The sequence below is a fragment of the Allobosea sp. TND4EK4 genome, from assembly GCF_900156025.1.
Taxonomy (GTDB): Bacteria; Pseudomonadota; Alphaproteobacteria; order Rhizobiales; family Beijerinckiaceae; genus Allobosea.
This window is the reverse complement of sequence record NZ_FTMO01000009.1, coordinates 21229-45569: the sequence shown is the minus strand read 5'-3', so window position 1 is coordinate 45569 and position 24341 is coordinate 21229. Positions and strand designations below refer to the sequence as shown.

General features: G+C 69.4%; 19 protein-coding genes. 16 read left to right on the top strand and 3 right to left on the bottom strand.

Translation table 11 applies throughout. The annotated features are described in order from the left end of the window. The first annotated feature begins 264 nt into the window (after positions 1-264). The 5 genes from BW981_RS15145 to BW981_RS15125 all read left to right on the top strand — a co-directional run bounded on the left by BW981_RS15145 (position 265) and on the right by BW981_RS15125 (position 6339). A complete protein-coding gene (locus BW981_RS15145; protein WP_076440654.1) occupies positions 265-510 on the top strand; it encodes an acyl carrier protein in 246 nt (81 codons plus the stop codon). Between the two features lie 104 nt (positions 511-614). Next, positions 615-1766, top strand: coding sequence for an acyl-CoA dehydrogenase family protein (locus BW981_RS15140; RefSeq protein WP_076440784.1), 1152 nt, complete (start codon positions 615-617; stop codon positions 1764-1766). Positions 1767-1771: 5 nt separating this feature from the next. After that, positions 1772-2692 carry an amino acid--[acyl-carrier-protein] ligase gene (locus tag BW981_RS15135; RefSeq protein WP_076440652.1) on the top strand — a complete coding sequence of 307 codons (921 nt, stop codon included), beginning with the start codon at positions 1772-1774 and terminating at the stop codon, positions 2690-2692. Between the two features lie 174 nt (positions 2693-2866). Then, a complete protein-coding gene (locus BW981_RS15130) occupies positions 2867-3868 on the top strand; it encodes a DUF1839 family protein (protein WP_076440650.1) in 1002 nt (333 codons plus the stop codon). 2 nt (positions 3869-3870) lie between these two features. Beyond that, positions 3871-6339, top strand: coding sequence for a glycosyl hydrolase 2 galactose-binding domain-containing protein (locus BW981_RS15125; protein ID WP_076440648.1), 2469 nt, complete (start codon positions 3871-3873; stop codon positions 6337-6339). Positions 6340-6478: 139 nt separating this feature from the next. Here BW981_RS15125 and glpK read toward each other — a convergent pair whose 3' ends face one another. Further along, entirely contained in the window at positions 6479-7981 is a 1503-nt protein-coding gene (gene glpK / locus BW981_RS15120) for a glycerol kinase GlpK (protein ID WP_076440646.1), read from the bottom strand. A 217-nt stretch (positions 7982-8198) separates the two neighbouring features. Here glpK and BW981_RS15115 point away from each other — a divergent pair, with 217 nt between their 5' ends. From BW981_RS15115 to BW981_RS15105, 3 genes are all read left to right on the top strand, one after another. Continuing rightward, positions 8199-9314 (top strand): Ppx/GppA phosphatase family protein, encoded by a 1116-nt coding sequence (locus tag BW981_RS15115; protein WP_076440644.1) that lies wholly within the window; start codon positions 8199-8201, stop codon positions 9312-9314. A gap of 70 nt (positions 9315-9384) precedes the next feature. Continuing rightward, a complete protein-coding gene (locus BW981_RS15110) occupies positions 9385-10116 on the top strand; it encodes an RlmE family RNA methyltransferase (RefSeq protein ID WP_076440641.1) in 732 nt (243 codons plus the stop codon). Then, positions 10113-11066, top strand: coding sequence for a phosphotransferase family protein (locus BW981_RS15105; RefSeq protein ID WP_076440639.1), 954 nt, complete (start codon positions 10113-10115; stop codon positions 11064-11066). Before BW981_RS15110 ends, BW981_RS15105 begins: the two co-directional genes overlap by 4 nt. Before the next feature lie 24 nt (positions 11067-11090). On the opposite strand, the gene BW981_RS15100 is transcribed toward BW981_RS15105, so the two are convergent. Then, the gene (locus BW981_RS15100; RefSeq protein ID WP_076440782.1) at positions 11091-12530 is read right to left on the bottom strand and encodes an MFS transporter; all 1440 of its coding nucleotides are present in this window, start codon (positions 12528-12530) and stop codon (positions 11091-11093) included. A 282-nt stretch (positions 12531-12812) separates the two neighbouring features. Between BW981_RS15100 and BW981_RS15095 the strand changes: the two genes are divergently transcribed. The 8 genes from BW981_RS15095 (at position 12813) to BW981_RS15060 (ending at position 22854) form a co-directional block, all read left to right on the top strand. After that, a complete protein-coding gene (locus BW981_RS15095; RefSeq protein ID WP_076440637.1) occupies positions 12813-13157 on the top strand; it encodes a hypothetical protein in 345 nt (114 codons plus the stop codon). Positions 13158-13338: 181 nt separating this feature from the next. Next, positions 13339-14832 carry an IMP dehydrogenase gene (gene guaB / locus BW981_RS15090; protein WP_076440635.1) on the top strand — a complete coding sequence of 498 codons (1494 nt, stop codon included), beginning with the start codon at positions 13339-13341 and terminating at the stop codon, positions 14830-14832. A gap of 251 nt (positions 14833-15083) precedes the next feature. Then, complete coding sequence (locus BW981_RS15085) at positions 15084-15494, top strand: MAPEG family protein (protein ID WP_076440633.1); 411 nt, start codon at positions 15084-15086, stop codon at positions 15492-15494. A 259-nt stretch (positions 15495-15753) separates the two neighbouring features. Next, positions 15754-16734 carry a DUF2865 domain-containing protein gene (locus BW981_RS15080; RefSeq protein ID WP_076440631.1) on the top strand — a complete coding sequence of 327 codons (981 nt, stop codon included), beginning with the start codon at positions 15754-15756 and terminating at the stop codon, positions 16732-16734. A 284-nt stretch (positions 16735-17018) separates the two neighbouring features. Next, on the top strand, positions 17019-18032 hold the full coding sequence (locus BW981_RS15075; protein ID WP_348521409.1) for an extracellular solute-binding protein: 1014 nt from the start codon (positions 17019-17021) through the stop codon (positions 18030-18032). After that, positions 18029-19714: an ABC transporter permease gene (locus tag BW981_RS15070; RefSeq protein ID WP_083712387.1), complete on the top strand. Its 1686-nt coding sequence runs from the start codon at positions 18029-18031 to the stop codon at positions 19712-19714. The genes BW981_RS15075 and BW981_RS15070 overlap by 4 nt, the downstream gene beginning before the upstream one ends. A 97-nt stretch (positions 19715-19811) precedes the next feature. Next, the gene (locus BW981_RS15065; RefSeq protein ID WP_076440629.1) at positions 19812-21569 is read left to right on the top strand and encodes an AsmA family protein; all 1758 of its coding nucleotides are present in this window, start codon (positions 19812-19814) and stop codon (positions 21567-21569) included. Positions 21570-21660: 91 nt separating this feature from the next. Further along, a complete protein-coding gene (locus tag BW981_RS15060; protein WP_076440627.1) occupies positions 21661-22854 on the top strand; it encodes an E22 family MetX-like putative esterase in 1194 nt (397 codons plus the stop codon). Positions 22855-23375: 521 nt separating this feature from the next. Here BW981_RS15060 and BW981_RS15055 read toward each other — a convergent pair. Further along, positions 23376-24338, bottom strand: coding sequence for a GlxA family transcriptional regulator (locus tag BW981_RS15055; RefSeq protein WP_076440625.1), 963 nt, complete (start codon positions 24336-24338; stop codon positions 23376-23378). Positions 24339-24341 lie beyond the last annotated feature (3 nt).

Genomic DNA, 24341 nt, shown 5'->3' with positions numbered 1-24341 from the left:
TTCCGCCCGGGACCGCGCAGGCGGCATATCGGCAGCAACTTCATTTACCACGGCGCGAAATCGCACGCCTTTTTGGCGTTGCTCGCCTGGGTTTTGAAGATCGTCGCAAGACCAAATTAAAGTCCTCGCGCCATACCTGCCGCAACGACAACAACAAGCGTCAACAGCAAGCAGAGCCGCGCGCCCCGCCTTCATCGGCCAGGATATCGGTCCTCCGAGATCCTCCGAAGGCCAGACGGGGCGCGGCGCGAGAAAGGGCAGGCCATGAAGACAAAGATCCGTGAAATCCTGACGAAGACCGCCAAGCTGCCCGTCGATGTCGCGACCCTGCGCGACGACGACGACCTCTTCAACGCCGGCCTGACCTCGTTCGGGACCGTCGAGTTGATGATGGCGCTGGAGGAGGCCTTCGACCTCGAATTCCCCGACAAGATGATGAACCGGCGCAACTTCGCCTCGATCTCCGGGATCGAGCAGGCGCTCCAGAGCATCCTGAGCGAGCACGCCTGATGGCCGCCCCCGCCCTGCGCTCCCAGCCTGCGCCGGAGTCCGGGGCCGGCGCCCCCGCTCCTGTCCTCGTCGATTTCGCCGGCGCGGCCGCCGCGGAAAAGGCGATGATCGCCGCCGCCCGCAAGGTCGCGAAGATCGCGGCCGAGCATGCGGCCGATGTCGATGCGAATTCCCGCTTTCCGCACGAGGCGTTCGAGGCGCTCAAGCGCGAGCGCCTGCTCGGCATCATGATCCCGGCCGCCCAGGGCGGCGCGCAGGCGAGCCTGCCGACCATCGCCGAAATCTGCTCGGTGCTGTCGCAGGCCTGCTCCTCGACCGGGATGGTCTACGCCATGCACCAGATCAAGGCGTCGAGCCTCGTCGTCCATTGCGGCGACGATCCCTGGCATGCCGGCTTCATGGAGCGGATCGCCCGCGAGCAGCTGCTGCTGGCCTCGGCCACCACCGAGGGCGGCGGCGTCGGCGGCGACCTGCGCAGCTCGGTCTGCGGCGTGGTGCGCGACGGCGAGGATTTCACGCTGGAGAAGGAAGGCTGCCTGATCTCCTATGGGGCGCAGGCCGACGCCATCCTGATCACGGCCCGCCGCACGCCCGAGGCCCCGCCTTCCGACCAGGTGATGGCGGTGATGACCCGCGACCAGTACCGGCTCGAGCGCAGCCATGTCTGGGACACGATGGGCATGCGCGGCACCTGCTCCGACAACTTTACCTTTGCCGGCCGCGCCCCGCTGCCGCAGGTGATCCCGACCCCCTTCGCCGAGATTGCGGCGCAGTCCATGCTGGCCCATGCCCATCTGCTCTGGGCGGCGATCTGGTACGGCATCGCGGCCGAGGCCGTGGCCCGCTGCGAGAGCTTCGTGCGGACGGAAGCCCGCAAGAAGCCGGGCTCCACCCCGCCGAGCGCATTGCGCCTGGCCGAGCTTCTGGCCAAGCTCCAGCAGTTCAAGGCGCTGATCGTCGCCGGGCTGGACCGCTACGAGCGCGCCCGCGGCGATGCCGACGAGCTCTCCTCGATGGGCTTCGTCGTCGCCATGAACAGCATCAAGATCGCCGCCTCGCAAAGCGTCGGCGAGATCGTGACGCAGGCTTTCCTGATCTGCGGCATCCAGGGCTATCGCAACGACAGTCCCTTGAGCCTGGCGCGGCTGATGCGCGATGCGCTCTCGGCCCCGATCATGATCAACAACGACCGCATCCTCGGCAACACCTCCAACCTGCTGGCCGTGTACAAGCACGATTCCAGCCTTTCCCGGTGATCTGAATGTGCCAGAACTGCCCCCAGCCGCAGGGCTTCCTCGCGGAACTGATCGACACCGGCCTGCTGATCGACACCGGCGTCGACGGGCTCTACGGCCGCAGCGGGCTGTTCGAGGAGGTCATCGCCCGCTTCGATGACCTGATCACCCGCTATGGCGGGCAGGACGGCGCCGAGATCGTGCGCTTTCCCCCCGCCATGAGCCGCAAGCATTTCGAGAAGAGCGGCTATCTGAAAAGCTTCCCGCAGCTCGCCGGCACGGTGCATTCCTTCGCCGGCGACGAGCGCGCCCATGCCCAGCTGCTGCATAACGTGGCGGACGGGGTGGACTGGACCGACGGCCAGGTCTCGACCGAGGTCGTGCTGACGCCGGCCGCCTGCTACCCGCTCTATCCGGTCGTCGCCAAGCGCGGCCCTCTGAAGGCCGACGGCGCGCTGTTCGACCTGCAGTCGTACTGCTTCCGCCACGAGCCCTCGAAGGACCCGGCGCGGATGCAGCTCTTCCGGATGCGCGAATATGTCCGCTTCGGCACGCCCGACCAGGTCACCGAGTTCCGCGCCACCTGGCTGGAGCGTGGGCAGGCGATGATGAAGTCGCTCGGCGTGCCGCTGGATGTCGACGTCGCCAACGACCCCTTCTTCGGCCGCGCCGGCCGCATGCTCGCCAACAACCAGCGCGACCAGCGCCTGAAGTTCGAGCTGCTGATCCCGATCGAGAGCAAGGAGAAGCCCACCGCCTGCCTCTCCTTCAACTACCATCAGGACCATTTCGGCACGACCTGGGGCATCCAGACCGCCGCGGGCGAGACCGCGCACACCGCCTGCGTCGGCTTCGGCATGGAGCGCGTGGCGCTCGCCCTGTTCAGGCACCATGGCTACGACGTCGAGGCCTGGCCGAAGGCCGTGCGCGACGTGCTCTGGGGCTGATGGTTCCGGTTTGCGCATGAACCGCCGCGTCATCCCGGACGCAGCAATGCGGAGATCCCGGACCCATGCCTGAACCTGCATCGGCAGCGTTCCGGAATGGATCCCGGTCAAGCCTGGGACGACCGCGCGAATGAACAGCGTCGAGACGACGCCACAAGCGAAGGGAAGCGGCGCATGACCGCCCATTCCGCGCTCGAAAAGCCGAGCGCCAAGGCCCTGCTGCCGGTCGACCCGCTGGCCTACAGCCCCCACGCGATGCATGCGGGCGAGCGCCACTGGCCGCAGACCAATTGCTATGCCGATCTCTGGATCGAGATCCTGCACGCGCTGGGCACTGAGCCCGCCGCCGCCTTCGGCTTCACCGTGGCGCAGGATTTCGAGGGCGACCAGTTCACCTTCTTCAAGCCGCCGCTGGACGATCTCGAGGCGCTCTACGGGCTCCAGGTCACGGAACTGGCGCTCTACGACGATCTGATCGGGCATATCGAGCAGCAGATCGCGCGCGGCCGGCTCGTGCTGATCGAGCTCGATTCCTTCTACATGCCGGACACGCAGGGCCTCTCCTACCGCGAGAGCCACGGCAAGACGACGATCGCGGTCAACCGGCTCGATCGCGCCGGCCGGCAGCTCGACTATTTCCACAATGACGGCTTCCACCGCGCCCAGGCTGAGGATTTCGACGGGCTCTTCCGCCTGCTGCCCGGCCAGCAACGCGAGGACACGCTGTTCCCCTATGCCGAGATGGCGCGCCTGCCGGCGAACCCGCCCGCCGAAGCCCATCTGAAGGCCACCGCCCTGCGCCTGCTCGCCCGCCACTGGGCGCGGCGCCCGGCGGCGAATCCGGTCGCGGCCTACCGTGCCGTGGCGATGGCGCAGGCCGAGGCGCTGGCCGAGCGGCCGGGCCAGGCCTTCCATCTCTATGCCTTCAACACGCTGCGCCAGCTCGGGGCGAATTTCGAGCTTCTGGCAAGCCATCTGGACTGGCTCGATGCGAGCGCCTTCACTGAAGCCCGGGACGCGGCCCTGCGCATCGCGGAAGGCAGCAAGATCGCCCAGTTCCACCTCGCCCGCGCCATGAAGCAGAAGCGCTTCGAGCGCTTCGACAACGCGCTCGGCGACCTCGCGACGGCCTGGGACGAAGTCGGCGAAGCGCTGGCGCGCCGCCTGACGGGCTGAGCATGGCCCGCATCGTCGCCCGCACCGGCGAAAGCGTCGCGCCCCTTCCGGGCTGGGAGTGGCTCGCCACGACCGCCAGCGCCGTCGACACCCCTTCGGCGCTGCCGGGCGAAGGCTGGCACGAGGCCGTCATGCCCGGCACGGTCGCCGGCACGCTGCGCCGGCAAGGCCGGCTGACCGATGCCAGCGCCGCCGCCATCGCCGATCAGGACCACTGGTACCGCACCCGCCTTGGCGAGCCGCTCGCGGGCGTGCTGCGCTTCGAAGGGCTGGCCACCCTCACCGAGATCTGGATCGACGGCGAGAAACGCGCCGAGAGCGCCTCGATGTTCATGGCCATCGAGATCGCCGTCGCGGCTGCGGCCGGCGCCGAGATCGCGCTGTGCTTCCGCGCGCTCAATCCCAGGCTCGCCGCCGCCCCGCGGCGCTCCCGCTGGCGCCCGGCGATGATCCAGCCCAACGGCCTGCGCTGGTTCCGCACCACGGCTCTGGGCTCGGCTCCCGGCTGGAACCCGCCCGGCCTGCCGACGGGGCCTTATCGGCCGATATGGCGGGTGGAGCGGGATCAAACCGCCCCCGCGATCACGGCCATCGACCTGAAGACGACCTATGAGGGGGGCACCGGGACCGTCGCGCTGACGATCACGCTGGGCGAAGCCCTGGCCGACGGTGGGTCCGTCACCCTGAATTGCGCCGAGGCGGCAGCCCCTCTCCGCCTCACCGCCCCGAACACCCTCACAGGAACCCTCACCCTCCCCGGCATCGCACCCTGGTTTCCCCATACCCATGGCGAGCCGGCCCTGCACGGCCTGACCGTGACGCTCGGCAGCGAAACCATCGACCTCGGCCGCATCGGCTTCCGCTCGCTGGCGGTCGATCGCGGCGCGGACGGCCAGGGCTTCGGCCTCATCGTCAATGGCGTGCCGGTGTTCTGCCGCGGCGCCTGCTGGAGCAGCGCCGACGTGACGGCGCTCGCCGGGGGACGCGGGGCCTACGAGCCCTGGCTCAGGCTGGCGCGCGAGGCCGGCATGAACATGATCCGCCTGCCCGGTGTCATGGCCTATGAGGACGATGCCTTCTTGGCGCTCTGCGACGAGCTCGGCCTGATGGTCTGGCAGGAGATGGCGCTGGCCAATTTCGACTATCCGCAGGCCGATTCCGGTTTCCGCGACGCCATCCGCGCCGAGGCCGATCAGCTGCTGGACCGGACGCAGGCCTCGCCCAGCCTCGTCGTGCTCTGTGGCGGCAGCGAGGTCTTCCAGCAGGCAGCGATGCTCGGTGCGCCGCCGGAGGCATGGTCCGGCCCGGTCTTCGACGAGATCCTGCCGGCTGCGCTCGCGGACAGGAGGCCGGACATCGCCTATGTGCCGAACTCGCCCTCGGGCGGCGCCCTGCCCTTCGTCGCGAATGCCGGCGTGACGCATTACTATGGCGTCGGCGCCTATCTGCGCGATCTCGACGATGCGCGCCGGGCGGAGGTGCGCTTCGCAGCCGAATGCCTGGCCTTCGCCAACGTGCCCGAAGAGGTGTCGCTGAGCAGCGGGCACCCGCCGGCGATCACCCATCATCCCGACTGGAAGCGTGGCGTCCCGCGCGACGCCTCTGCCTCCTGGGATTTCGAGGACGTCCGCGACCACTATCTCGGCCGGCTCTACGGGCTCGACCCGATACGGCTGCGCCGCGAGGACCCGGAACGCTATTTCGCCCTCTCCCGCGCCACGGTCGCCGAGGTGATGGAGGAGAGCTTCGCCGAATGGCGCCGCCCCGCCTCGCCGACACGCGGCGCGCTGGTCTGGCTGTTGCAGGATCTGCAGCCCGGTGCCGGCTGGGGCGTCATCGCCAGCGACGGCGAGCCGAAATCCGCCTGGCACGGGCTGAAGCGCGCCTTCCGGCCGGTGCAGCTCGCGCTCACCGACGAAGGCGTCAACGGCCTCGCGATCCACCTCATCAACGAAAAGCCCCAAGCGCTTGCCACGCATCTCGAATTGACCTGCTGGCGCGACGGCCGCACCGCCGTGGTCAAGGCCCGGCGCGAGATCGCGCTGGAGGCCCGCTCGGCCCGGACCCTGTCCGCTTTCGACCTCATCGGCCGCTTCTTCGACATCAGCTATGCCTACCGCTTCGGCCCGCCCGGCCATGACGTGACTTCGGCCGTGCTGCGCGACGCGGACAGCGGCGCCGTGCTGGCGCAGGCCTTCCATTTCCCGCTCGGCCGCGGCCATGAGCGGCACGATCTGGGGCTGGAGGCGACGCTCGAAGCGCAGGGCGAGGGCTGGACCCTGCTGGTCTCGGTCCAGCGCTTCGCCCAGTCGGTCGAGATCGTCGACCCGCATTGGCGGCCGCAGGACAGCTGGTTCCATCTCGCCCCGGGCGAACCCCGGCGGATTCGGTTGCTGGCGCGCCGCACGGCACCATCACGGCCGGCCGGCCTCGTCCGAGCCGTCAACGGCCTTCTCGATGCCAGCTATTGAAGGCTGACAGGCGCATACCGCCGTCATCGCGAGGGGCGAAGCGACGAGGCAATCCAGGGAGGCAAGGTGAACCTGCCGCCCAATCCCGTCTGGATTGCTTCGCAATGCTCGCAATGACGGAGGCGCAGAGGGTCGGTCTTCACCCCTTCGTCAGCGTCCTGCGCACCGCATCGCGCCAACCCGCCACCCTGTGCTTGCGCTCGCTGCCGGCCATCGCCGGGCTGAACCGGCGCTCCAGCCGCCATTGATCGGCGAAGCGGTCCGGCTCGGGCAGCAGCCCGGCCTCGAGCCCGGCGAGATAGGCCGCGCCCAGCGCCGTCGTCTCCAGCACGGTCGGGCGATCGACGGGCAGGTCGAGGATGTCGGCGAGGCGCTGCATCGTCCAGTCGGAGGCCACCATGCCGCCATCGACGCGCAGCACGGCCCGCTTGCCCTTGTCGGCTCCCGGCCAGTCGGCATGCATCGCGTCGATCAGGTCGAGCGTCTGGTAGCAGACGCTTTCCAGCGCGGCGCGGGCGAATTCGCGCGGCCCTGTGCCGCGCGTGAGGCCGAACATCGCGCCGCGGGCCGCTGAATCCCAGTGCGGCGCGCCCAATCCCACGAAGGCCGGCACGAGATAGACGTCCTGCGCCGGATCCGCGGCTTCCGCCAGCGGCCCGGTCTCGCTCGCCTTCTCGATGATGCCGAGCCCGTCGCGCAACCATTGCACGGCCGCGCCGGCGATGAAGATCGAGCCTTCCAGCGCATAGGTCCGCCTGCCGTCCAGCTGATAGGCGATCGTGCTCAGGAGCTTGTTGCCGGAGCGGACGGGAGAGCCGCCGGTGTTGAGCAGCGCAAAGCAGCCGGTGCCATAGGTCGACTTGACCATGCCGGGGTCGAAGCAGGCCTGCCCCACCGTCGCCGCCTGCTGGTCGCCGGCGATGCCGCGCACCGCGATCGGCGCGCCGAACAGCTCGGGCGCGGTGTCGCCGAAATGCGCCGCGCAGTCGCGCACCTCCGGCAGCAGCGCGGCGGGAATGTCGAGCAGGGCCAGCAGTTCCTCGTCCCAGGCGCCGCGGCCGATGTCGAACAGCATGGTGCGCGCCGCATTGGTCGCGTCGGTGGCATGGACCTTCCCGTCGGTCAGCCGCCAGAGCAGGAACGAATCGATCGTCCCGAAGGCGAGTTCGCCCGCTTCCGCCCGTCGCCGCGCTCCGGGAACGTTGTCGAGCAGCCAGGCGATCTTGGTCCCCGAGAAATACGGGTCGATCCGCAGGCCGGTGCGGCTCGCGACGAGTTCCTCATGCCCGGCTTCGACCAGCCTGGCGCAATGGGCCGCGGTGCGCCGGTCCTGCCAGACGATGGCACGGTGGATCGCGCGTCCCGTGCGCCGGTCCCAGATCAGCGTCGTCTCGCGCTGGTTGGTGATGCCGATGCCGGCGATGTCCTGCGCCGTGAGACCGGCCCGGCTCATGGCCTCGCGGGCCGTGGACAGCACGGTGTCCCAGATGTCCTCCGGCTCGTGCTCGACCCAGCCGGAGGCCGGGAAATGCTGCGGAAACTCCTTCTGGGCGCTGGCGACGATCCGAAGCCTCGCATCGAACATCATCGCGCGCGAGGAGGTCGTGCCCTGGTCGATCGCGAGGATATGTCTGGCGCTCATCGTCGTTTCCTGCCCTGTCTTCCGGCTCTCTGCGGCGCTCTGCGGCGCCGGCGGAGACTGCCGAGGCCCGCCGTGTCGTGCAAGGCCACAACCCGCCGAGCTGCACTTCCCCTTGGCACGGGGCTTGCGCTGTAGTTAGCTCGTTGGCGAAGCGGAAGCCGCGCTGGAGCGCGGCCCTGCCGGAGCGTCCAGGCCCGGCAGGTCGAAGGAATGGATCGTGGCGGTCGAAGACCGGCAGCAAGCGGGCGCCGCACATGCGGCGCCGCCAAAATCGAGTGTCGATCCCTGGCGGGCCGGCGCCGCTGCCGCTGTGGCCGCTCACCGCCAGCATGGTGCGCCGCAAAGCGCCCGGCCGCACGGGGCCACCTATGCCGCGCTCGACCTCGGCACCAATAATTGCCGCCTGCTGATCGCGCGCCCGGCGCAGCATGGCTTTCGTGTCGTCGACGCCTTCTCGCGGATCGTGCGCCTGGGCGAAGGCCTGGGAGCCAGCAGCAAGCTGGGCGATGCGGCGATGGACCGGGCGGTCGATGCGCTGAAGGTCTGCCGCAGCAAGATGGCGAATCGGGGCGTTACCCGCGCCCGCCTCGTCACCACCGAAGCCTGCCGCGCCGCCACCAACGGGCTCGAATTCGTCCGCCGCGTCTCGGCCGAGGCAGGACTCGCGCTGGAGATCATCGACCAGCGCACGGAAGCCTCGCTCGCCGTCTCCGGCTGCGCCGCTCTCGTCGATCCGAAGGCCGAAAGCGCGATCGTCTTCGACATCGGCGGCGGCTCGACCGAGATCATCTGGCTGGGCGGGCGCAACGAGGCGCGCGACCCCGCCGCCCGCATCCGCGAATGGGCCTCGCTGCCGATCGGCGTGGTCACCGTGGCGGAACGCTATGGCGGCGTCGATGTCGGCCGCGAGCTGTTCGAGCGCATGGTCGCCGATTGCGCCCAGGCGCTGGAGCCCTTCGCCGCGAAGGCGGCCCGTGCCTCCGGCGCCGCCGGCTTCCACCTGCTCGGCACCTCCGGCACCGTCACCACCGTCGCCGGCATCCATCTCGGACTGCCGCGCTATGACAGGCGCGAGGTCGACGGGCTGTGGATGCAGCAGGACGACGTGCTCAGCGTCATCGACCGCCTGATCGAGATGGACTATGCCGCACGCGCGGCGAATGCCTGCATCGGCCGCGACCGGGCCGATCTGGTGCTGGCGGGCTGCGCGATTTTCGAGGCGATCCGCCGCGCCTTCCCCAGCGAGCGCGTGCGCATCGCCGATCGGGGCCTGCGCGAGGGCATCCTGCTGCGCATGATGCATGAGGACCGCGCCTGGTGGCGGCGCAGATAGGGCATTTTCGAGCGAAGTGGACACCGGTTCGCGTAAAGAAAATGCGCCAGGACAGTTTGGATTTGAAACCATGAGCAACGCACGATCGGGAGGCGCCGGCGGCAAGACCGGGGCCGGCGCGCGCGACATGCGCGTCAAGGTCAAGAAGGCCGGCAAGCTCAAGCACTCCTCGCAGCTCTGGCTGGAGCGCCAGCTCAACGACCCTTATGTGAAGCGGGCGAAGGAGAAGGGATATCGTTCCCGCGCCGCCTTCAAGCTCGAGGAGATGGACGACCGCTACAAGTTCCTGAAACCGGGCCAGCGCCTGTTCGACCTCGGCTGCGCGCCCGGCGGCTGGTGCCAGATCGCGGCCGCGCGGATCGGGCTGGAGAAGGGCAAGGGCGCCATCGTCGGGATCGATCTGCTGCCGGTCGATCCGATTCCCGGCGTCGAGCTGATCGAGATGGATTTCATGGCCGAGGAGGCGCCCGCGCTGCTGACCGAGCGGCTGGGCGGCCGGGCCGACGGCGTCATGTCGGACATGGCGGCCAACACCACCGGCCACAAGAAGACCGACCACCTCAAGATCATCGGGCTCGCCGAGGCCGCGCTGGAGTTCGCCCATGACGTGCTGGCACCGGGCGGCTTCTTCCTCGCCAAGCTGTTCCAGGGCGGCGAGAGCGCCGAGCTCCTCGCCGGGCTGAAGCAGGACTTCACCACGGTGCGCAACGTCAAGCCGGCCGCGAGCCGGGCCGATTCGTCCGAGCTCTACGTGCTGGCCACGGGCTATCGGCGAAAGCCTGCCGGCGCAGAGAGCGAATGACGCTCGGCCTGCCGCAATTTGCGGATCTCGATGCCTTCGATGCGTGGCGCGCCGAGCCTGCGGGATGGCTGGCGGCGGCCCTGGACATCGCGCGCGAGGCGGACCTGCCCACCGGGCAGGTCACGATCTTCCGGACCGGGACCAACCTTGTCCTCGGCCTCGGTCCCTCGCTGATCCTCAAGATCTTCCCGCCGCAGCTTCGCGGGCAGTTCCTGGCCGAACGCGCCACCTTGCGTCAGCTCGCCGGCAGGCTGCCCTTGCCTATTCCCGAGCTGCTGGGCGAGGGCGAGCGGGACGGCTGGCCCTGGCTCGCCATGTCGCGGCTCGGCGGCGCTCTCGGCTCCGATCTCTGGCCGGGCCTGCCCGAGACCGACAAGGAGCGGATCCTGCACGAAATCGGCGCCACCATCGCGGCGGTCCAGGCCGTCCCGCCCGGGCCGATCGCGGCGCTCGGGCCGCGCTGGCCCGATCTCGTCGCCGGGCAGGTGGCGCATTGCCGCGATCGCCAGATCAGACGGGGCCTGCCGGAGCGCTACCTCCCCGATCTCGATGCGCTGCTCGCGGCGGTGCCCGCCACCATCCCGCTCGACGTCGCGCCGGTGATCCTGACGGGCGAATACATCCCCGAGAACTTCTTGCTCGAGGAGCGCGCCGATGGCTGGCACCTGTCAGGGCTGTTCGATTTCGGCGACGTCTTCGCGGGCCTGGGGGAGTACGACCTGCTCGGCCCGAGCGCCTTCATGGTGCAGGGCAAGCCTGGCCGGCTCGCCGCGCTCCTCGCCGGCTACGGCTATGGTCCCGGCCGTCTCGACGACGCGCTGCGGCAAAGGCTGCTGACACTGGTCTTCCTGCACCGGGCCAGCGACCCGATGCGCCAGATCGCGATCCCGGGCTGGCCCGCGAGAGCGGGAACCCTGCAGGAGCTCGGCCGGCTGCTCTGGCCGGGCTGAAAAGGGGTCGGCCGGTCCAGCCGCTCACTCCAGCGGCTTCTGGTCCGCGATCGCCTCTGCGGTGACCTTGCGCTTGCTGACCGGCCTGTGGCCCGAAACCTCCGTGCCGGCATCATGGGCGAGTTGCGCCATCCACAGCGCCGAGGAGGCCGAGATCAGCCCGACGATGACGAAGGCCGGCCAGAAATCCCCCGCCGCCAGCGCCCGCCCGCCATGGAAGGCGTTGGCCGCCTCCAGCGCGAAGGCGCCGATGGTGACGCCCATGCTGAGCGAGAGCTGCTGCGCGACGCTCGACAGGCTGGTGGCGCCCGACATGTCGCGATTCGAGACATCGGCATAGCTCAGCGCGTTGATGCCGGTGAACTGCAAGGAGCGGAAGCAGCCGCCGATCAGCAGCACGGAGAGCATGATCGCGTGCGGTGTCGAGGGCGTGAACAGGCCCGACGCCGCCAGGAAGGCGGAGCCCAGCAGCGCGTTGACCGTCAGTACGCGGCGAAAGCCGTATTGCGCCAGGATGGTGCGCGCCAGCGTCTTCATGATCAACGCCCCGGCCGCCGAGGCGAAGGTGATCAGGCCCGATTGCAGCGGGTCGAGCCCGAAGCCGAGCTGCAGCATCAGCGGCAGCAGGAACGGAATCGCGCCGATCCCGGTCCGGAAGATCGAGCCGCCGATCACGCCGATGCGGAAGGTCGGGATGCGGAAGAGCGAGAGGTTCAGCACCGGGTGCGGCACCCGCCTGGCATGGAACCAGTAGGCGATCAGGGCCGCGACGCCGGCCATCGCACAGCCATAGGACACCGCCTGCGGCACCAGGTGCCGCCCGCCCGTCGCCAGCCCCATCATCAGGCTGGCGAAGCCGAAGGCCGACAGGACGAAGCCCTTGACATCGAGCGGCGCGACATCCTCCTCGCGGATATCCTCGAAGAACAGGCTCGACAGCACGATGCCGACCAGCCCGATCGGGATGTTGATGAAGAAGATCCAGCGCCAGTCGAAATAGGTTGTGATGAAGCCGCCGAGCGGCGGCCCCACCACCGGCCCGACCAGCGCCGGCACGGTGAGATAGGCCAGCGCGCCCACCATTTCCGCCTTCGAGACGCTGCGCAGGATGACGAGCCGGCCGACCGGCACCATCATCGCCCCGCCCATGCCCTGCAGGAAGCGCGCTCCCACGAAGGCGCCCAGCGAGTTCGACATCGCGCAGCAGATCGAGCCGAGCATGAAGATGCACAACGCCGAGCGGAAGATCGTCCGCGCCCCGAACTTGTCCGCCATCCAGCCGGAAATCGGAATGAACACCGCCAAGCTGACCAGATAGGAGGTGAGCGCCAGCTTCAGCGCGATCGGGTCCTCGCCCAGCGACTGCGCGATCATCGGCAGCGAGGTCGCGATCACGGTCGAGTCGGTGTTCTCCATGAACAGTGCGCAGGCGACGATCAGCGGCAGGAGTTTGGAGCGTTGCACGGCCTCGACCTTTCCCGGCAGCGCGATCGGCGCGGCCGAAATCATAAGCACGGCTATTAATCCAGCGATGGCGGCCTGACGAGGAGAAAACCGCCGAAATCGGCCCCTTCCGCCCGCCCGGAGCGCGAACCGGCCATGCGCCAGGATTATGCCGAAGCGCCGAAGGCAACGCCGTCATGCACCAGCCGCAGATGGCGCCGCCAATCACCCTTCCTATCTCCGAAGGGCTCGATCGGTCGGGCCGGCGGAGGGGCGAACGCCGTCAAACTTCGGAGTGAATCCATGCCCATCATCTCTCCATCCCTTTTGACGGCCCTCGACAAACGCCTTCTGGCGCGGACATTGGCGGCCGGCGGCTTCGCCATCGCCTTGGGCTACGGCCTTGCAGCGGCCTCGCCCGCCGCGGCCGCACCGGGCGACTGGCGGGCCGGCTGCCAGTTCAGGAGCATCCCCGGCGGCGCGGCCGACGGCATCCGCTACGACGCCTGCATGCACCAGCGCGACTGCCAGACCCTGGCCAACGCCGCCGGACGCCAGATCTTCGAATCGGGCTGCTTCTGGGTCTCGCCGGAGGCGGCGCAGCCTTCGACGCAGCGCCCGACTCCGCCTCCCCCTCAGGCCCGCTGACCAGCTCCTGTCGGCCCGGTTCGCGCGCCCTGCGCGGACCGGGTTGCCGCACTGCAAAAGAATCGGGCCCGCGGGCTAGCGAAGCCGCCGGACGCGTGCTAACGGGCCTCGTCAACTCGGCAACGGGCTCTTCCGCCCCCGCCGCCCCAGAGAGCCGGCCTGCCCGGCGTCGGAGTTGACCATGACGCTTTCCCTCGACGGTCTGATTCGCGACGGCCTCACCTTCGACGACGTGCTGCTCGAGCCGGGCCCGTCCGAGGTCATGCCGGCCGATGTCGACATCCGCACGCAGCTCACCCGCTCGATCTCGCTGAACCTGCCGATCATCGCCTCGGCGATGGACACGGTCACCGAAGCGCGCATGGCCATCGCGATGGCGCAGGCGGGCGGCCTCGGCGTCATCCACCGCAATCTCGAACCGGACCAGCAGGCCCAGCAGGTCCGGCTGGTGAAGAAGTTCGAGTCGGGCATGATCGCCAACCCGATCACCATCCACCCGGACGAGACGCTGGCCGACGCGCTGACCCTGATGAAGCAGAACGGGATTTCCGGCATCCCGGTGGTCGAGCGCGGGCCCCAGGGACACAAGGGCAAGCTCGTCGGCATCCTGACCAACCGCGACGTGCGCTTCGCCGCCAATCCCGGCCAGCCCGTCTCCGAGTTGATGACCAGGGAGCGGCTGATCACGGTGCGCGAGGGCGTCAGCCCCGACGAGGCACGCCGCCTGCTGCACCAGTTCCGCATCGAGAAGCTGCTGGTCGTCGACGATCACTACCGCTGCATCGGCCTGATCACCGTCAAGGACATGGAAAAGCAGGTCGCCCATCCCAGCGCGGCCAAGGATGGCCATGGCCGTCTGCTCGTCGCAGCCGCCACCACCACCGGCGAGCAGGGTTTCGAGCGCTCCGAGATGCTGATCGACGCCGGCGTCGACCTCATCGTCGTGGATACCGCCCATGGCCACTCCGCCAAGGTTCTGGAAGCGGTCACGCGCGTGAAGAAGCTCTCCAACGCCGTGCAGGTCATTGCCGGCAACGTCGCCACCGCCGGTGGCGCGAAGGCGCTGATCGACGCCGGTGCGGATGCGGTCAAGGTCGGCATCGGCCCGGGCTCGATCTGCACCACCCGCATCGTCGCCGGTGTCGGCGTGCCGCAGCTCACGGCGGTGCTGGACGCCGCCTCAGCCGCCTCCAGGGCCGGCGTACCGGTCATCGCCGATGGCGGCATCAAATATTCGGGCGACCTTGCCAAGGCGCTGGCGGCCGGCGCCTCCTGCGCCATGGTCGGCTCCCTGCTGGCCGGCACTGACGAGACCCCCGGCGAGACGTTCCTCTACCAAGGCCGCTCCTACAAGGCCTATCGCGGCATGGGCTCCGTGGGGGCGATGGCGCGCGGCTCGGCCGACCGCTATTTCCAACAGGACATCAAGGACACGCTGAAGCTGGTCCCGGAGGGCATCGAGGGCCAGGTCGCCTATAAGGGTCCGGTCTCGAGCACGCTCCATCAGCTCGCCGGCGGCCTGCGCGCCGCGATGGGCTATGTCGGCGGCAAGGACCTCAAGGACTTCCAGGCCAAGGCCCGCTTCATCCGCATCACCAGCGCGGGCCTGCGCGAGAGCCACGTCCATGACGTCACGATCGTGCGCGAGAGCCCGAACTACCCGACGCGGTCGTAAGGCTCTCGATCGCGACCCGGCAAACTCGAAAGCCCAGGATCATCCCGGGCCAGCGGCTCCAGCCGCGCCGATCCGGGATCCATGCCTGACCCGTTCCGGCATGGATCCCGGGTCTTCGCTTCCTACGCCTCGGATGACCCGCTTGTTTCCGCACGATCTCGGGAACGGGCGGCGTGCCGGATCGATGCGCCGGTTGTCTTTCCGGCCCGAGCCTCCCAGACTGCCGCCTAAATCGCGCCGGAGCAGCCCGCATGACCGTGAATCTCGTCTACCCGGCGCTCGCGCTGATCTTCTGGATCTTCATCGTCGGCCTCATCCTGATCAAGCGCCGCCGCGACGCCCTCCTCTCCCGGGCCGTGAGGCCCGAACAGGTCAATGTCTCGACCGAGGCCTATCCCATCCCGGCCCGCCTCGCCTCGGCGAACTTCTCGAACCAGTTCGAGTCGCCGGTGATCTTCTTCGCGCTGATCATGCTGGCGATGGAGGTCAAGGCGACCAGCCACCTGATGACGCTGCTCGCCTGGCTCTATGTCGCCAGCCGCATCGTCCACACCCTGATCCATATCGGGCCGAACAAGCTGCCGCTGCGCGGCGCGATCTACGGCGTCGGCATGGTCGCGCTGCTGGGCCTGTGGTTCGGCGTGGTGCTCGCCGTCGTCTGAGCATCCGCTCGGGCCGTTAAGCATCGCCGCAGAACGCGCGCGACGGCCCGGCACGGCCCGTTGAACCTTAACGGAAAGTAAACTACACCCTTCCTGCGGCGGACGGTGGACAAGCGTAGTTTGGAGTGACGCGATGTTGCGTGTCCGTGAAGTCCCCGTGCGGGCGAAAGCCCGTAGCGGAGAAACCCGCCTCGCGGCCAGCGTCACGGCTCCCCTGTCATCCTTAACCGCATCATCGCGGCGCGGCCGTATCCTCGCCATGGGCCTCACCGGCCTCGCGCTCGGCATGGGAAGCGTCGTGCTCACCGCCTCCATGGTGCAGGCCGAGGACGACGCCGATATCCGCGCCTTTCTACGGACCGAGGCCGCGCGCTACGCCGCCCAGCAGCCGCAGCCCCGCATGGCCTACGCCTCCACCCCGCCGAGCGCCTATGCCCCGGCGCGGCAGGGCTGGCGCATCCCCCTCTTCCAGACCGGTCCCAATGGGCTGATCGCGCATCCGCCGGTCGATCTCAACCCGTTCCGGCGCAAGGAAAAGCCGGCGACGGCCGCCCGCACCGGCGGCGGCAAGGCGCCCACCGCGGCGCAGCTCCACCGGACGGCGTTCGCGACCGGGCGCAGCGCCCGCACCATCTGCGTGCGCCTCTGCGACGGCTATCACGCGCCGATCGGATATCTGCGCGCCTCGGCCGACCTCAAGGCCCATGAGGCGCTCTGCCAGGCCATGAATCCGGGCCTGCCGGTCAAGGTCTTCACTGTCGCGGCGGGGGCGGAGACCATCGACGACGCCCGCGCCTCGGACGGCAAGACCTACCGCGCCCTGCCGACCGCCTATGCCTATCAGGCCGCGGGCGACAAGGCCTGCCGTCCCGCCATTGTCCAGGCCGGCGAGCGGCGCGTCTCCCTGCTGCGCGACATCACGCTGCGCCCCGGCGACAGCGTGGTGCTGGACGGTAAGGTCAGCACCTTCACGGGCGGATCATCCTGGCCCTATAGCCGGCGCGACTTCCGCGATTTCCGCTCCGCAAGCGAGCTCACCAAGAGCCAGCGCCGCGAGATCGACGCGCGCGTCGGCATCTCCCGGATGGAGGCGCAGGCCCGCAAGCTGCGCGGCGCGATGAAAATCCGCGAGGCGAGCCTGCATGACGACACCGTGATGAGCGACGCCGTGCTGCGCGGCTCGCTCGACACCTCCGATCGCGGCCCCGTGCGCCTGATCCCGCTCGCTGCCATGCGCTGACCGACGCAGGGGCGGCCCGGCCTGCGGAAAAACGGCATGAGCAGCTGCGGCCGCCGGTCCGCCCCCGCCGCAGCCCCCTGTCGCAGGATGACGTGCGAATTTTCCGCATCATTTCCGCAGGATGCGCGGCAGTTTGCATCCATTCCAAAGAAACCGTGTTCTAGAACTCGTCTAAACATTTGATTTTACAAAAAATTGTTGCCTTGACGGCTGCACTTCGCCGCCCTTATCGCGCCCTTTCGGGATCGATGGCCCGGCCAGATCGCCCGCAAGGAGGAGCAAGGATGATGATCGGAAAGAAGCAGCTGAGCCTGTTGGCCCTGTCGGCCTCTCTGCTGGCGACGCCGGTGCTGGCCCAGAGCGTCAATCTCTACACGACGCGCGAGCCCGCCTTGCTCAACCCGGTGCTGGAAGCCTTCACGAAGGACACCGGCGTCAAGGTCAACGCCGTCTTTCTGAAGGACGGCCTTCAGGAGCGCATCCGCGCCGAGGGCGCCAACAGTCCGGCCGACCTGATGCTGCTGGTCGATGTCGGCGAGATCGACGCCGCCGTCCAGGCCGGCATCACCCAGCCACTGAAGTCGGAGACCATCGCGAAGGTCGTCCCGGCACAGTTGCGGCCGGACGATGCCTGGGTGACGCTGACCAAGCGCGCGCGCATCGTCGTTGCCTCGAAGGAGCGCGTGGCGCAGGACACGATCACCTATGAGGAGCTCGCCGACCCGAAATGGAAGGGCAAGTTCTGCATCCGCGCCGGCCAGCACCCCTACAACAACGCCTTCTTCGCCGCGATGATCGCCCATGACGGCGAGGCGAAGACGGAGACCTACCTCAAGGCGCTGCGCGCCAACGCCGCCCGCAAGCCCGGCGGCGGCGACCGCGACGTCGCCCGCGACATCCAGTCCGGCCTCTGCGACGTGGCGATCATCAACACCTACTACATCGGCCTTATGAGCCAGGCGAAGAACGAGCAGAAGGGCTGGTTCGACGCGATCAAGCCGCTGAAGACGACCTTCGCCAAGGGCGGCACCCATGTGAACGTCTCGGCCGTGGCTCTCGCCAAGAACGCGCCGAACAAGGCCGACGCGGTCAAGCTGGTCGACTACATGCTGGGCGAAAAGGCGCAGGCGCTCTACGCCAACGGCAACTTCGAATACCCGGTCAACGCCGCCGTCACCGACAGCGCCGCGGTCAAGCTGCTTGGGCCGGTGACGCCCGACACCATCTCCCTCTCGGAGATCGCCAGGCAGCGCAAGCCCGCGGCCAATCTCGTCGACAAGGTCGGCTTCGACAGTTGAGCGCGGCGGGCGCGATCGACACGTCCCGGCGGCCGCCCCTCGCGGGGCGGCCGTCGACGCGTCTGGCCTTCGCCGTTCTCGGCGGCGGCGCCCTCGTCCTGCTGCCGCTGGCGGCGCTCGTCGCCACGGCGCTGTCGGCCCCGGAGGCGGCGTCGATCTGGCCGCATCTGGCGGCCCATGTCCTGCCCTCGGCCCTCGCGCAGACCGCCCTGCTGCTGGCCGGCGTTGGCCTGCTCAGCGCGGTCATCGGCGTCGGCACCGCCTGGCTGGTCACGCAATACGACTTCCCCGGCCGCCCTTCGCTGGAATGGCTTCTCGCCCTGCCGCTGGCGCTGCCGACCTACATCACGGCCTATATCTACGTCGAACTGCTGGGCTTCACCGGCCCCCTCCAGACGGCGCTGCGGGCGCTGACCGGCTGGCGCAGCTTGCGGGACTACTGGTTCCCCGACCCGCGCAACATCGCCGGCGCGGTCGTCATCATGGCGCTGGTGCTCTACCCTTATGTCTATCTCAGCACCCGGGCGCTGTTCGGGCTCCAGAGCGCCAGCATCGCGGAAGCGGCACGCACGCTGGGCGCCGGCCCCCGGCGGCTGTTCTGGCGCATCGGCCTGCCGCTGGCGCGCCCGGCCCTCGCGGCAGGGCTCGTGCTCGTCCTGCTCGAGACGCTCAACGATATCGGCGCCACCGAATATCTCGGGGTCCAGTCGCTGACGCTGTCGATCTACACCACCTGGCTGAACCGAGGCTCGCTCGCCGGCGCGGCGCAGATCGCCTGCGTGATGCTGCTCGTGGTCTTCGCGCTGATCGTCGCCGAGAAGCGCCTGCGCGGCCAGCGCCGCTTCGCCCTGCCGACGCGCCAGGCACGGCCCGTCGCCCGCCGCCGCCTGCGGGCACCGGCTGCGGCTCTGGCGAGCCTGGCCTGCGCGCTGCCGGTCCTGCTGGGCGCCGCCATCCCCCTCGCCTATCTCTGCACCGAGATCCTGCGGAGGAACCTCCTCGCCCAGTTCGACCTCGCCTTGCTGCGCCAGCTCGGCCATGCCGTGCTCCTTTCGGGAACGGCCGCGCTGGTCGTGACGGCGCTGGGCTTCGCCATCGCCGCCGCCGTTCGGCGCGGACGGGAGCGCTGGCTTGCGCCGCTCGCCCGTATCGCGGCGCTGGGCTACGCCGTGCCCGGCACGGTGCTGGCGCTCGGCCTGCTGATCCCGCTCGCCGCCATCGACAATGCGCTGGCCGACGCCGCCCGGCACTGGTTCGGCCTTGGCACGGGCCTCCTGCTGATCGGCTCCGGCACGGCCGTCGTCATCGCCTATGTCGTGCGTTTCCTGACGATCGGGATCTCGGGCGTCGAAAGTGGTCTCTCCCGCGTCTCGCCGCGGATCGACGACGCGGCGCGCGCGCTCGGGGCCCGCGGGCCCGAGATCCTGCGCCGCCTGCACTGGCCGCTGGCCCGCGGCGCCACGGCGGCGGCGGCGCTGCTCGTGTTCGTCGACGGGCTGAAGGAGCTGCCCGCGACGCTGCTGCTGCGCCCCCTCAATCTGGAGACGCTGGCGACCACGGTCTACGGCCATGCCTCGCGCGGGGCCTTCGAGGAGGGCGCGCTGGCGGCGCTGCTGATCATCCTCGCCGGCCTCTATCCGGCCATGATCCTGGCCCGAACAGGCCCGGATCGGCGGGGATAGGCTCCCTGCCAAGCTCGACAATGCCCCTGCTTCAGCCTAAACCCTTGCTCGCCAGGGGGGCTGGCTGACTGTCGGCACGGTGCCGATTCGGAAGTCCATGACCAGACGCGCCGCGTTCCTTGCCTTCTGCCTTCTGATCGCGGCCGGCCTGCTCGGCTCGCGCTCCTGGGACGTCGCGCTCGGGCGGATCGAGAAGCGCACCGTCCAGGCCATCGAGCAGCGGACCGGCTTTGCGGTGACCTCGCTGGCGCGGGCCGAGTTGGCCCTGCTGCCCCTGCCCCGCATCAGCCTCTCGGACATCGCGTTCAGCCAGAAGGACGGCGCCGTCGCCGGGCGCTCGACACGGGTCAGGGCCTATCTGCGCCTGCTGCCGATGCTGACCGGCCAGCTCGATTTCGACCGCATCGACCTCGTGGCGCCGGAGCTCGACATCGCCGTCCCCGCCGGCAGCGACGGCGTGACGGACTGGCTGGCGCCGCCGCTGGCGGAGCTGGAGAAACTGCGCAGCCAGAGCCGCATCGTCATCCGCTCGGGCTCGGTCTTCCTGCGCTCGGGCGGGGCGATACAGTCCGTCGTGCGCGACCTCGACCTCGTCATCGCCGAGCGCGAGCGCAACCAGCCCTTCGCCCTGTCCGGCTCGTTCAACTGGCGCGGCACGGCGACCGATGTCAGCCTGGTCTGGCCGGTGGTCGGCGGCAGCGCCAAGGCCTCGCTCTCCGCCTCCTCTCCTCTGATGAAGCTGCGCTTCGACGGTATCCGCTCCGGGCCGGACGAACCCTTCATCAGCGGCACGCTCGCCCTCAGCACCCCGGCCCTGCCGCGATTGCTGGCCTGGTTCGGCGAGAATTCCAGGCTCGCCAACGCGCTCGGCGCGCTCAACCTCACCGCCGACCTGCAGCTCAGGCCGCACGAAGCCTCGTTCAACAACGCCGCCCTGAGCCTCGACGGCGAGCGGCTCGACGGGGTGGTGAAGCTCACCGAGAGCGACGGCCGGCTCGCCCTCTCGGGCACGCTCGCCGGCTCGACGCTCGACCTCGGCCGCATGGTCGACCGGCTGCCGCTGCCCGCCATCGACGGCAGCGACCGGGCCCCGCTCGACCTCGACGGCTGGACCGGCCGCGACATCGACCTGCGCATCTCCGTCGATGCGGCGGCCCTGAAGGGCGCGCGCCTCAAGGATGTCGCGAGCTATGTCCTGGTCAGGCGCGGGCGCTTCGAAACCGGGATGCTGCGCGCCTCCGCCTATGGCGGAACGGTCAAGGGCCGCCTCCTCGCCGTCTCGGCGCCGAGCGGGGTGGACATCAAGCTCCAGGCCGGCTTCGACAAGGTCAATCTCGGCCAGGCCGCGGCGGACATGCCGCAGCTCACGCGCCTCACCGGAACGGGTGGCTTCCAGCTCGCGCTCGACGGCGCCGGGCACAGCTTCGACGAGCTGATGGGTTCCCTGACCGGCAGGGCCGGCCTCAACCTGCGGCAGGGCGAGCTCGGCGGAATGTCGCTGCCCGACCTGCTGCGGCGGGCCGAGCGCGGCCCCATGCCCCTCGCGCGCGATTGGCGCAAGGGCCGCACCCCCTTCGAAAGCCTTTCCGCCAATGCCGGCATCGCCAACGGCTTGCTCGTGCTGACCGATGCGCAGATGACCGGCACGAATTACCGCCTCGCCCTCGCCGGCAGCGCCCTGCTGCGCACGCGCGAGCTCGACATGACCGCGATCCTGGCGGGTCCGTCCGGCCAGCCCCGGCTGCCCTTCGTCATCAAGGGGCCGGTCGAGGCGCCCTTCGTGGCGCCCGAAAGCGAGGCCCAGCTCGATCCGGCCGCCGCGACGGGAAGCGCGCCGGCCCGCCCCGGCCGCTGACGCGCCCCCTGCTTCCGTCGCGCTTTCTCCCGTCGCCGAAATCCGCTCTCATGCGGCCACGGCCCTTGAAGGCCGATCGGGAGGATGAGACATGCGCAGCTGGATCAAGGGGGCGCTCGCCTTCGCCACGACAATGATGGCCGCAACGATGATGACGGGCATGGCCGCAGCACAGGAACTGATCGTCGAGAAGAAAATCTTCGAGCTGCCGAGCTTCACGACGCAAGGCGGCCGCACGCTGAAGCAGGTCCGGGTCGGCTGGGAGAGCTACGGCACGCTCAACGCCGACAAATCCAACGCGATCCTGATCTGCCACTTCTTCTCGGGCAACTCGCACGCCGCCGGAAAATACGACGCCAAGGATCCGCAGCCCGGCTATTGGGACGCGATCATCGGCCCCGGCAAGGCGATCGACACCACCAAGTACTTCGTCATCGCCTCCGACACGCTGGTGAATCTCAACACCGGCGACCCCAAGACCACCACCACCGGCCCCGCCTCGACCAATCCCGACACCGGCAAGCCCTATGGGCTCGACTTCCCGGTCGTGACCGTGCGCGACTTCGTCGAAGTTCAGAAGGCCCTCGTCGAAAGCCTTGGAATCAAGAAGCTCGCACTGGTCGCCGGCCCCTCCATGGGCTCGCTCCAGACCTTCGAATGGGCGGCGAGCCATCCGGAGATGGTGGCCAAGGCGATGCCGGTGATCGGCGCCGGCGAGGCCAATGCCATGCTGATCGGCTGGCTCGACGTCTGGGCCGCGCCCATCCTCGTCGATCCCAACTGGAACAATGGCGACTATTACGGCAAGGCGCTGCCGCTCGCCGGCCTCGCCAAGGCGCTGACGGCGGTGACGCTCCAGGCCAACCACCAGGACTGGGCCGATGCCACCTTCGCCCGCCGTCCCGCCAAGGAGGGCGAGGACCCGGGCAAGACCCTTCTCGGCAAGTTCCAGGTGCAGAGCGTGCTCGACAATGCCGGCATGGCCCGCGCCAAGACCTCCGACGCCAACCATTTCCTCTATCTGGTCAAGGCGAACCAGCTCTTCGCCGCGGGCGGCACCTCGCTGGCGGACGGCATGAAGAAGATCACCGCGCCGATGCTCTACATCACCCAGCCCAAGGATCTCGTCTTCACCGCCGAAACGGTGGACCAGACCCTGAAGGCGGCCAAGGCCGCCGGCCGCGACGTCACCCACGTCACCATCGACGGCGCCCGCGGGCACCTCGACGGCGTCGCCTCGATGAAGCAGGCCGAGGGCGCGATCCGGGCGTTCCTGGAGAAGTGACGAAACAGGCGTCATGCTCGGGCTGCCCGAGCATCTCGTGACGCGGGGGCGACGGAGCCCCTGCCGGAATGAGATTCCCGGGTCGAAGCTGCGCTTCGCCCGGGAATGACGGGACCTGCACCGAAAGCCCCGTCCGGCTGTCGCCGCGGGGTTTCGGATGGGGCGATCCCAAGGGGATGCGCGGGGTTAAGGGCGGCGCACGGTTTTGGCCGCGTGCCGATGTCGATGTCGAGTGTCGAAGTCGATGCGGCGCCTGCCGGCCCCGCCCGAAACCCCGCGCGCGGTTGTCTTGTGAGGTTGTTCGTAAAGGCGTCACCGGGCCTGCCTGTTCGGCCCGGCGGCGAGAACCCCTCCGGACCTCGGCCACCCGCATGATGGCGCAAGATCCGAACACCGCATCCAGCCCGGCCACACGATGCCTCGCGAAGCCCCCTTGGTCGGGCGGGACGGCGCGAGGATAAGGGCGGAGCGGCTGGCGGGGATAAGTCTCCAGCAGACGGCAATCGAGAGAGACCTCCCGGCTATCCTGCGAAGCGCTCGCGATAGCTTTGCGGGCTTGCGGCGAAGCGGCGCTGGAAGGCGCGGCGCAGCGTCTCCTCGGAGCCGAAGCCGCAGCGCAACGCGACGCGGGTCACGCTCATGCCCTGCTCAAGCAGCCGCCGCGCGGTCTCGATCCGGATCGCCTCGACCGCCTTGGCCGGCGTGCGCCCTGTCGCTTCCCGGTAGTGGCGGGCGAAGCTGCGCAGGCTCATCCCGGCGCGGTCGGCGAGCCTGTCGAGCGTCAGCTCGCCCCGCAGATTCTCGACGATCCAGCCATGCAGCGCGTCGAAGCGCCCGTCCCGCTCCTGGAGTGACAGGGCGGCGCTGAACTGGGCCTGCCCGCCCGGCCGCTTCAGGAAGACGACCAGTTGCCGCGCGACGGCGAGCGCCGCGGCTCGCCCGAGATCATGCTCCACCAGCGCCAGAGCCAGATCAATGCCGGCGGTGACGCCGGCCGACGTCCAGATGTCGCCGTCGCGGATGAAGATCGGGTCCGGGTCGAGGCGGACCTTCGGGAAGCGCCGGGCGAAGTCGTCGCAGCGTTGCCAGTGGGTGACAACACGCTTGCCGTCGAGAAGACCTGCGCAGGCCAGCAGGAACGCACCGCTGCACACCGAAGCCGTCCGTTGCGCCGAGCCTGCGCGCCGGCCGATCCAGTCGACAAGCGTCCGATCCTCGCAGGCCTCGTAGACGCCCCAGCCGCCGGCGACCACCAGCGTGTGGAGCGGCACTGCCTCGGCCAGCGGATGGGAGACGAGCTCCAGCCCGGCGCTGGTGTGGACCCGCTCTGTCCTGGCGACGACAACCGGCTCGTAGGGCAAGGGACGCCCTTCGAAGCCGGCCAGGTCGTTCGCGGTGGCGAAGACCTGCAACGGCCCGGCGACGTCCAGCAGCTGGACCTTCTCGAAGGCGACGATCTCGATGCGGCGGGGAGCGTTTGGCATGAA

What these genes read in the sequence shown, in the direction of transcription:
- BW981_RS15145 (WP_076440654.1), top strand. Translation starts at nt 265, where the DNA reads ATGAAGACAAAGATCCGTGAAATCCTGACGAAGACCGCCAAGCTGCCC.
- BW981_RS15140 (WP_076440784.1), top strand. Translation starts at nt 615, where the DNA reads ATGATCGCCGCCGCCCGCAAGGTCGCGAAGATCGCGGCCGAGCATGCG.
- BW981_RS15135 (WP_076440652.1), top strand. Translation starts at nt 1,772, where the DNA reads ATGTGCCAGAACTGCCCCCAGCCGCAGGGCTTCCTCGCGGAACTGATC.
- BW981_RS15130 (WP_076440650.1), top strand. Translation starts at nt 2,867, where the DNA reads ATGACCGCCCATTCCGCGCTCGAAAAGCCGAGCGCCAAGGCCCTGCTG.
- BW981_RS15125 (WP_076440648.1), top strand. Translation starts at nt 3,871, where the DNA reads ATGGCCCGCATCGTCGCCCGCACCGGCGAAAGCGTCGCGCCCCTTCCG.
- glpK (WP_076440646.1), bottom strand. Translation starts at nt 7,981, where the DNA reads ATGAGCGCCAGACATATCCTCGCGATCGACCAGGGCACGACCTCCTCG.
- BW981_RS15110 (WP_076440641.1), top strand. Translation starts at nt 9,385, where the DNA reads ATGAGCAACGCACGATCGGGAGGCGCCGGCGGCAAGACCGGGGCCGGC.
- BW981_RS15105 (WP_076440639.1), top strand. Translation starts at nt 10,113, where the DNA reads ATGACGCTCGGCCTGCCGCAATTTGCGGATCTCGATGCCTTCGATGCG.
- BW981_RS15095 (WP_076440637.1), top strand. Translation starts at nt 12,813, where the DNA reads ATGCCCATCATCTCTCCATCCCTTTTGACGGCCCTCGACAAACGCCTT.
- guaB (WP_076440635.1), top strand. Translation starts at nt 13,339, where the DNA reads ATGACGCTTTCCCTCGACGGTCTGATTCGCGACGGCCTCACCTTCGAC.
- BW981_RS15085 (WP_076440633.1), top strand. Translation starts at nt 15,084, where the DNA reads ATGACCGTGAATCTCGTCTACCCGGCGCTCGCGCTGATCTTCTGGATC.
- BW981_RS15080 (WP_076440631.1), top strand. Translation starts at nt 15,754, where the DNA reads ATGGGCCTCACCGGCCTCGCGCTCGGCATGGGAAGCGTCGTGCTCACC.
- BW981_RS15075 (WP_348521409.1), top strand. Translation starts at nt 17,019, where the DNA reads ATGATGATCGGAAAGAAGCAGCTGAGCCTGTTGGCCCTGTCGGCCTCT.
- BW981_RS15065 (WP_076440629.1), top strand. Translation starts at nt 19,812, where the DNA reads ATGACCAGACGCGCCGCGTTCCTTGCCTTCTGCCTTCTGATCGCGGCC.
- BW981_RS15060 (WP_076440627.1), top strand. Translation starts at nt 21,661, where the DNA reads ATGCGCAGCTGGATCAAGGGGGCGCTCGCCTTCGCCACGACAATGATG.
- BW981_RS15055 (WP_076440625.1), bottom strand. Translation starts at nt 24,338, where the DNA reads ATGCCAAACGCTCCCCGCCGCATCGAGATCGTCGCCTTCGAGAAGGTC.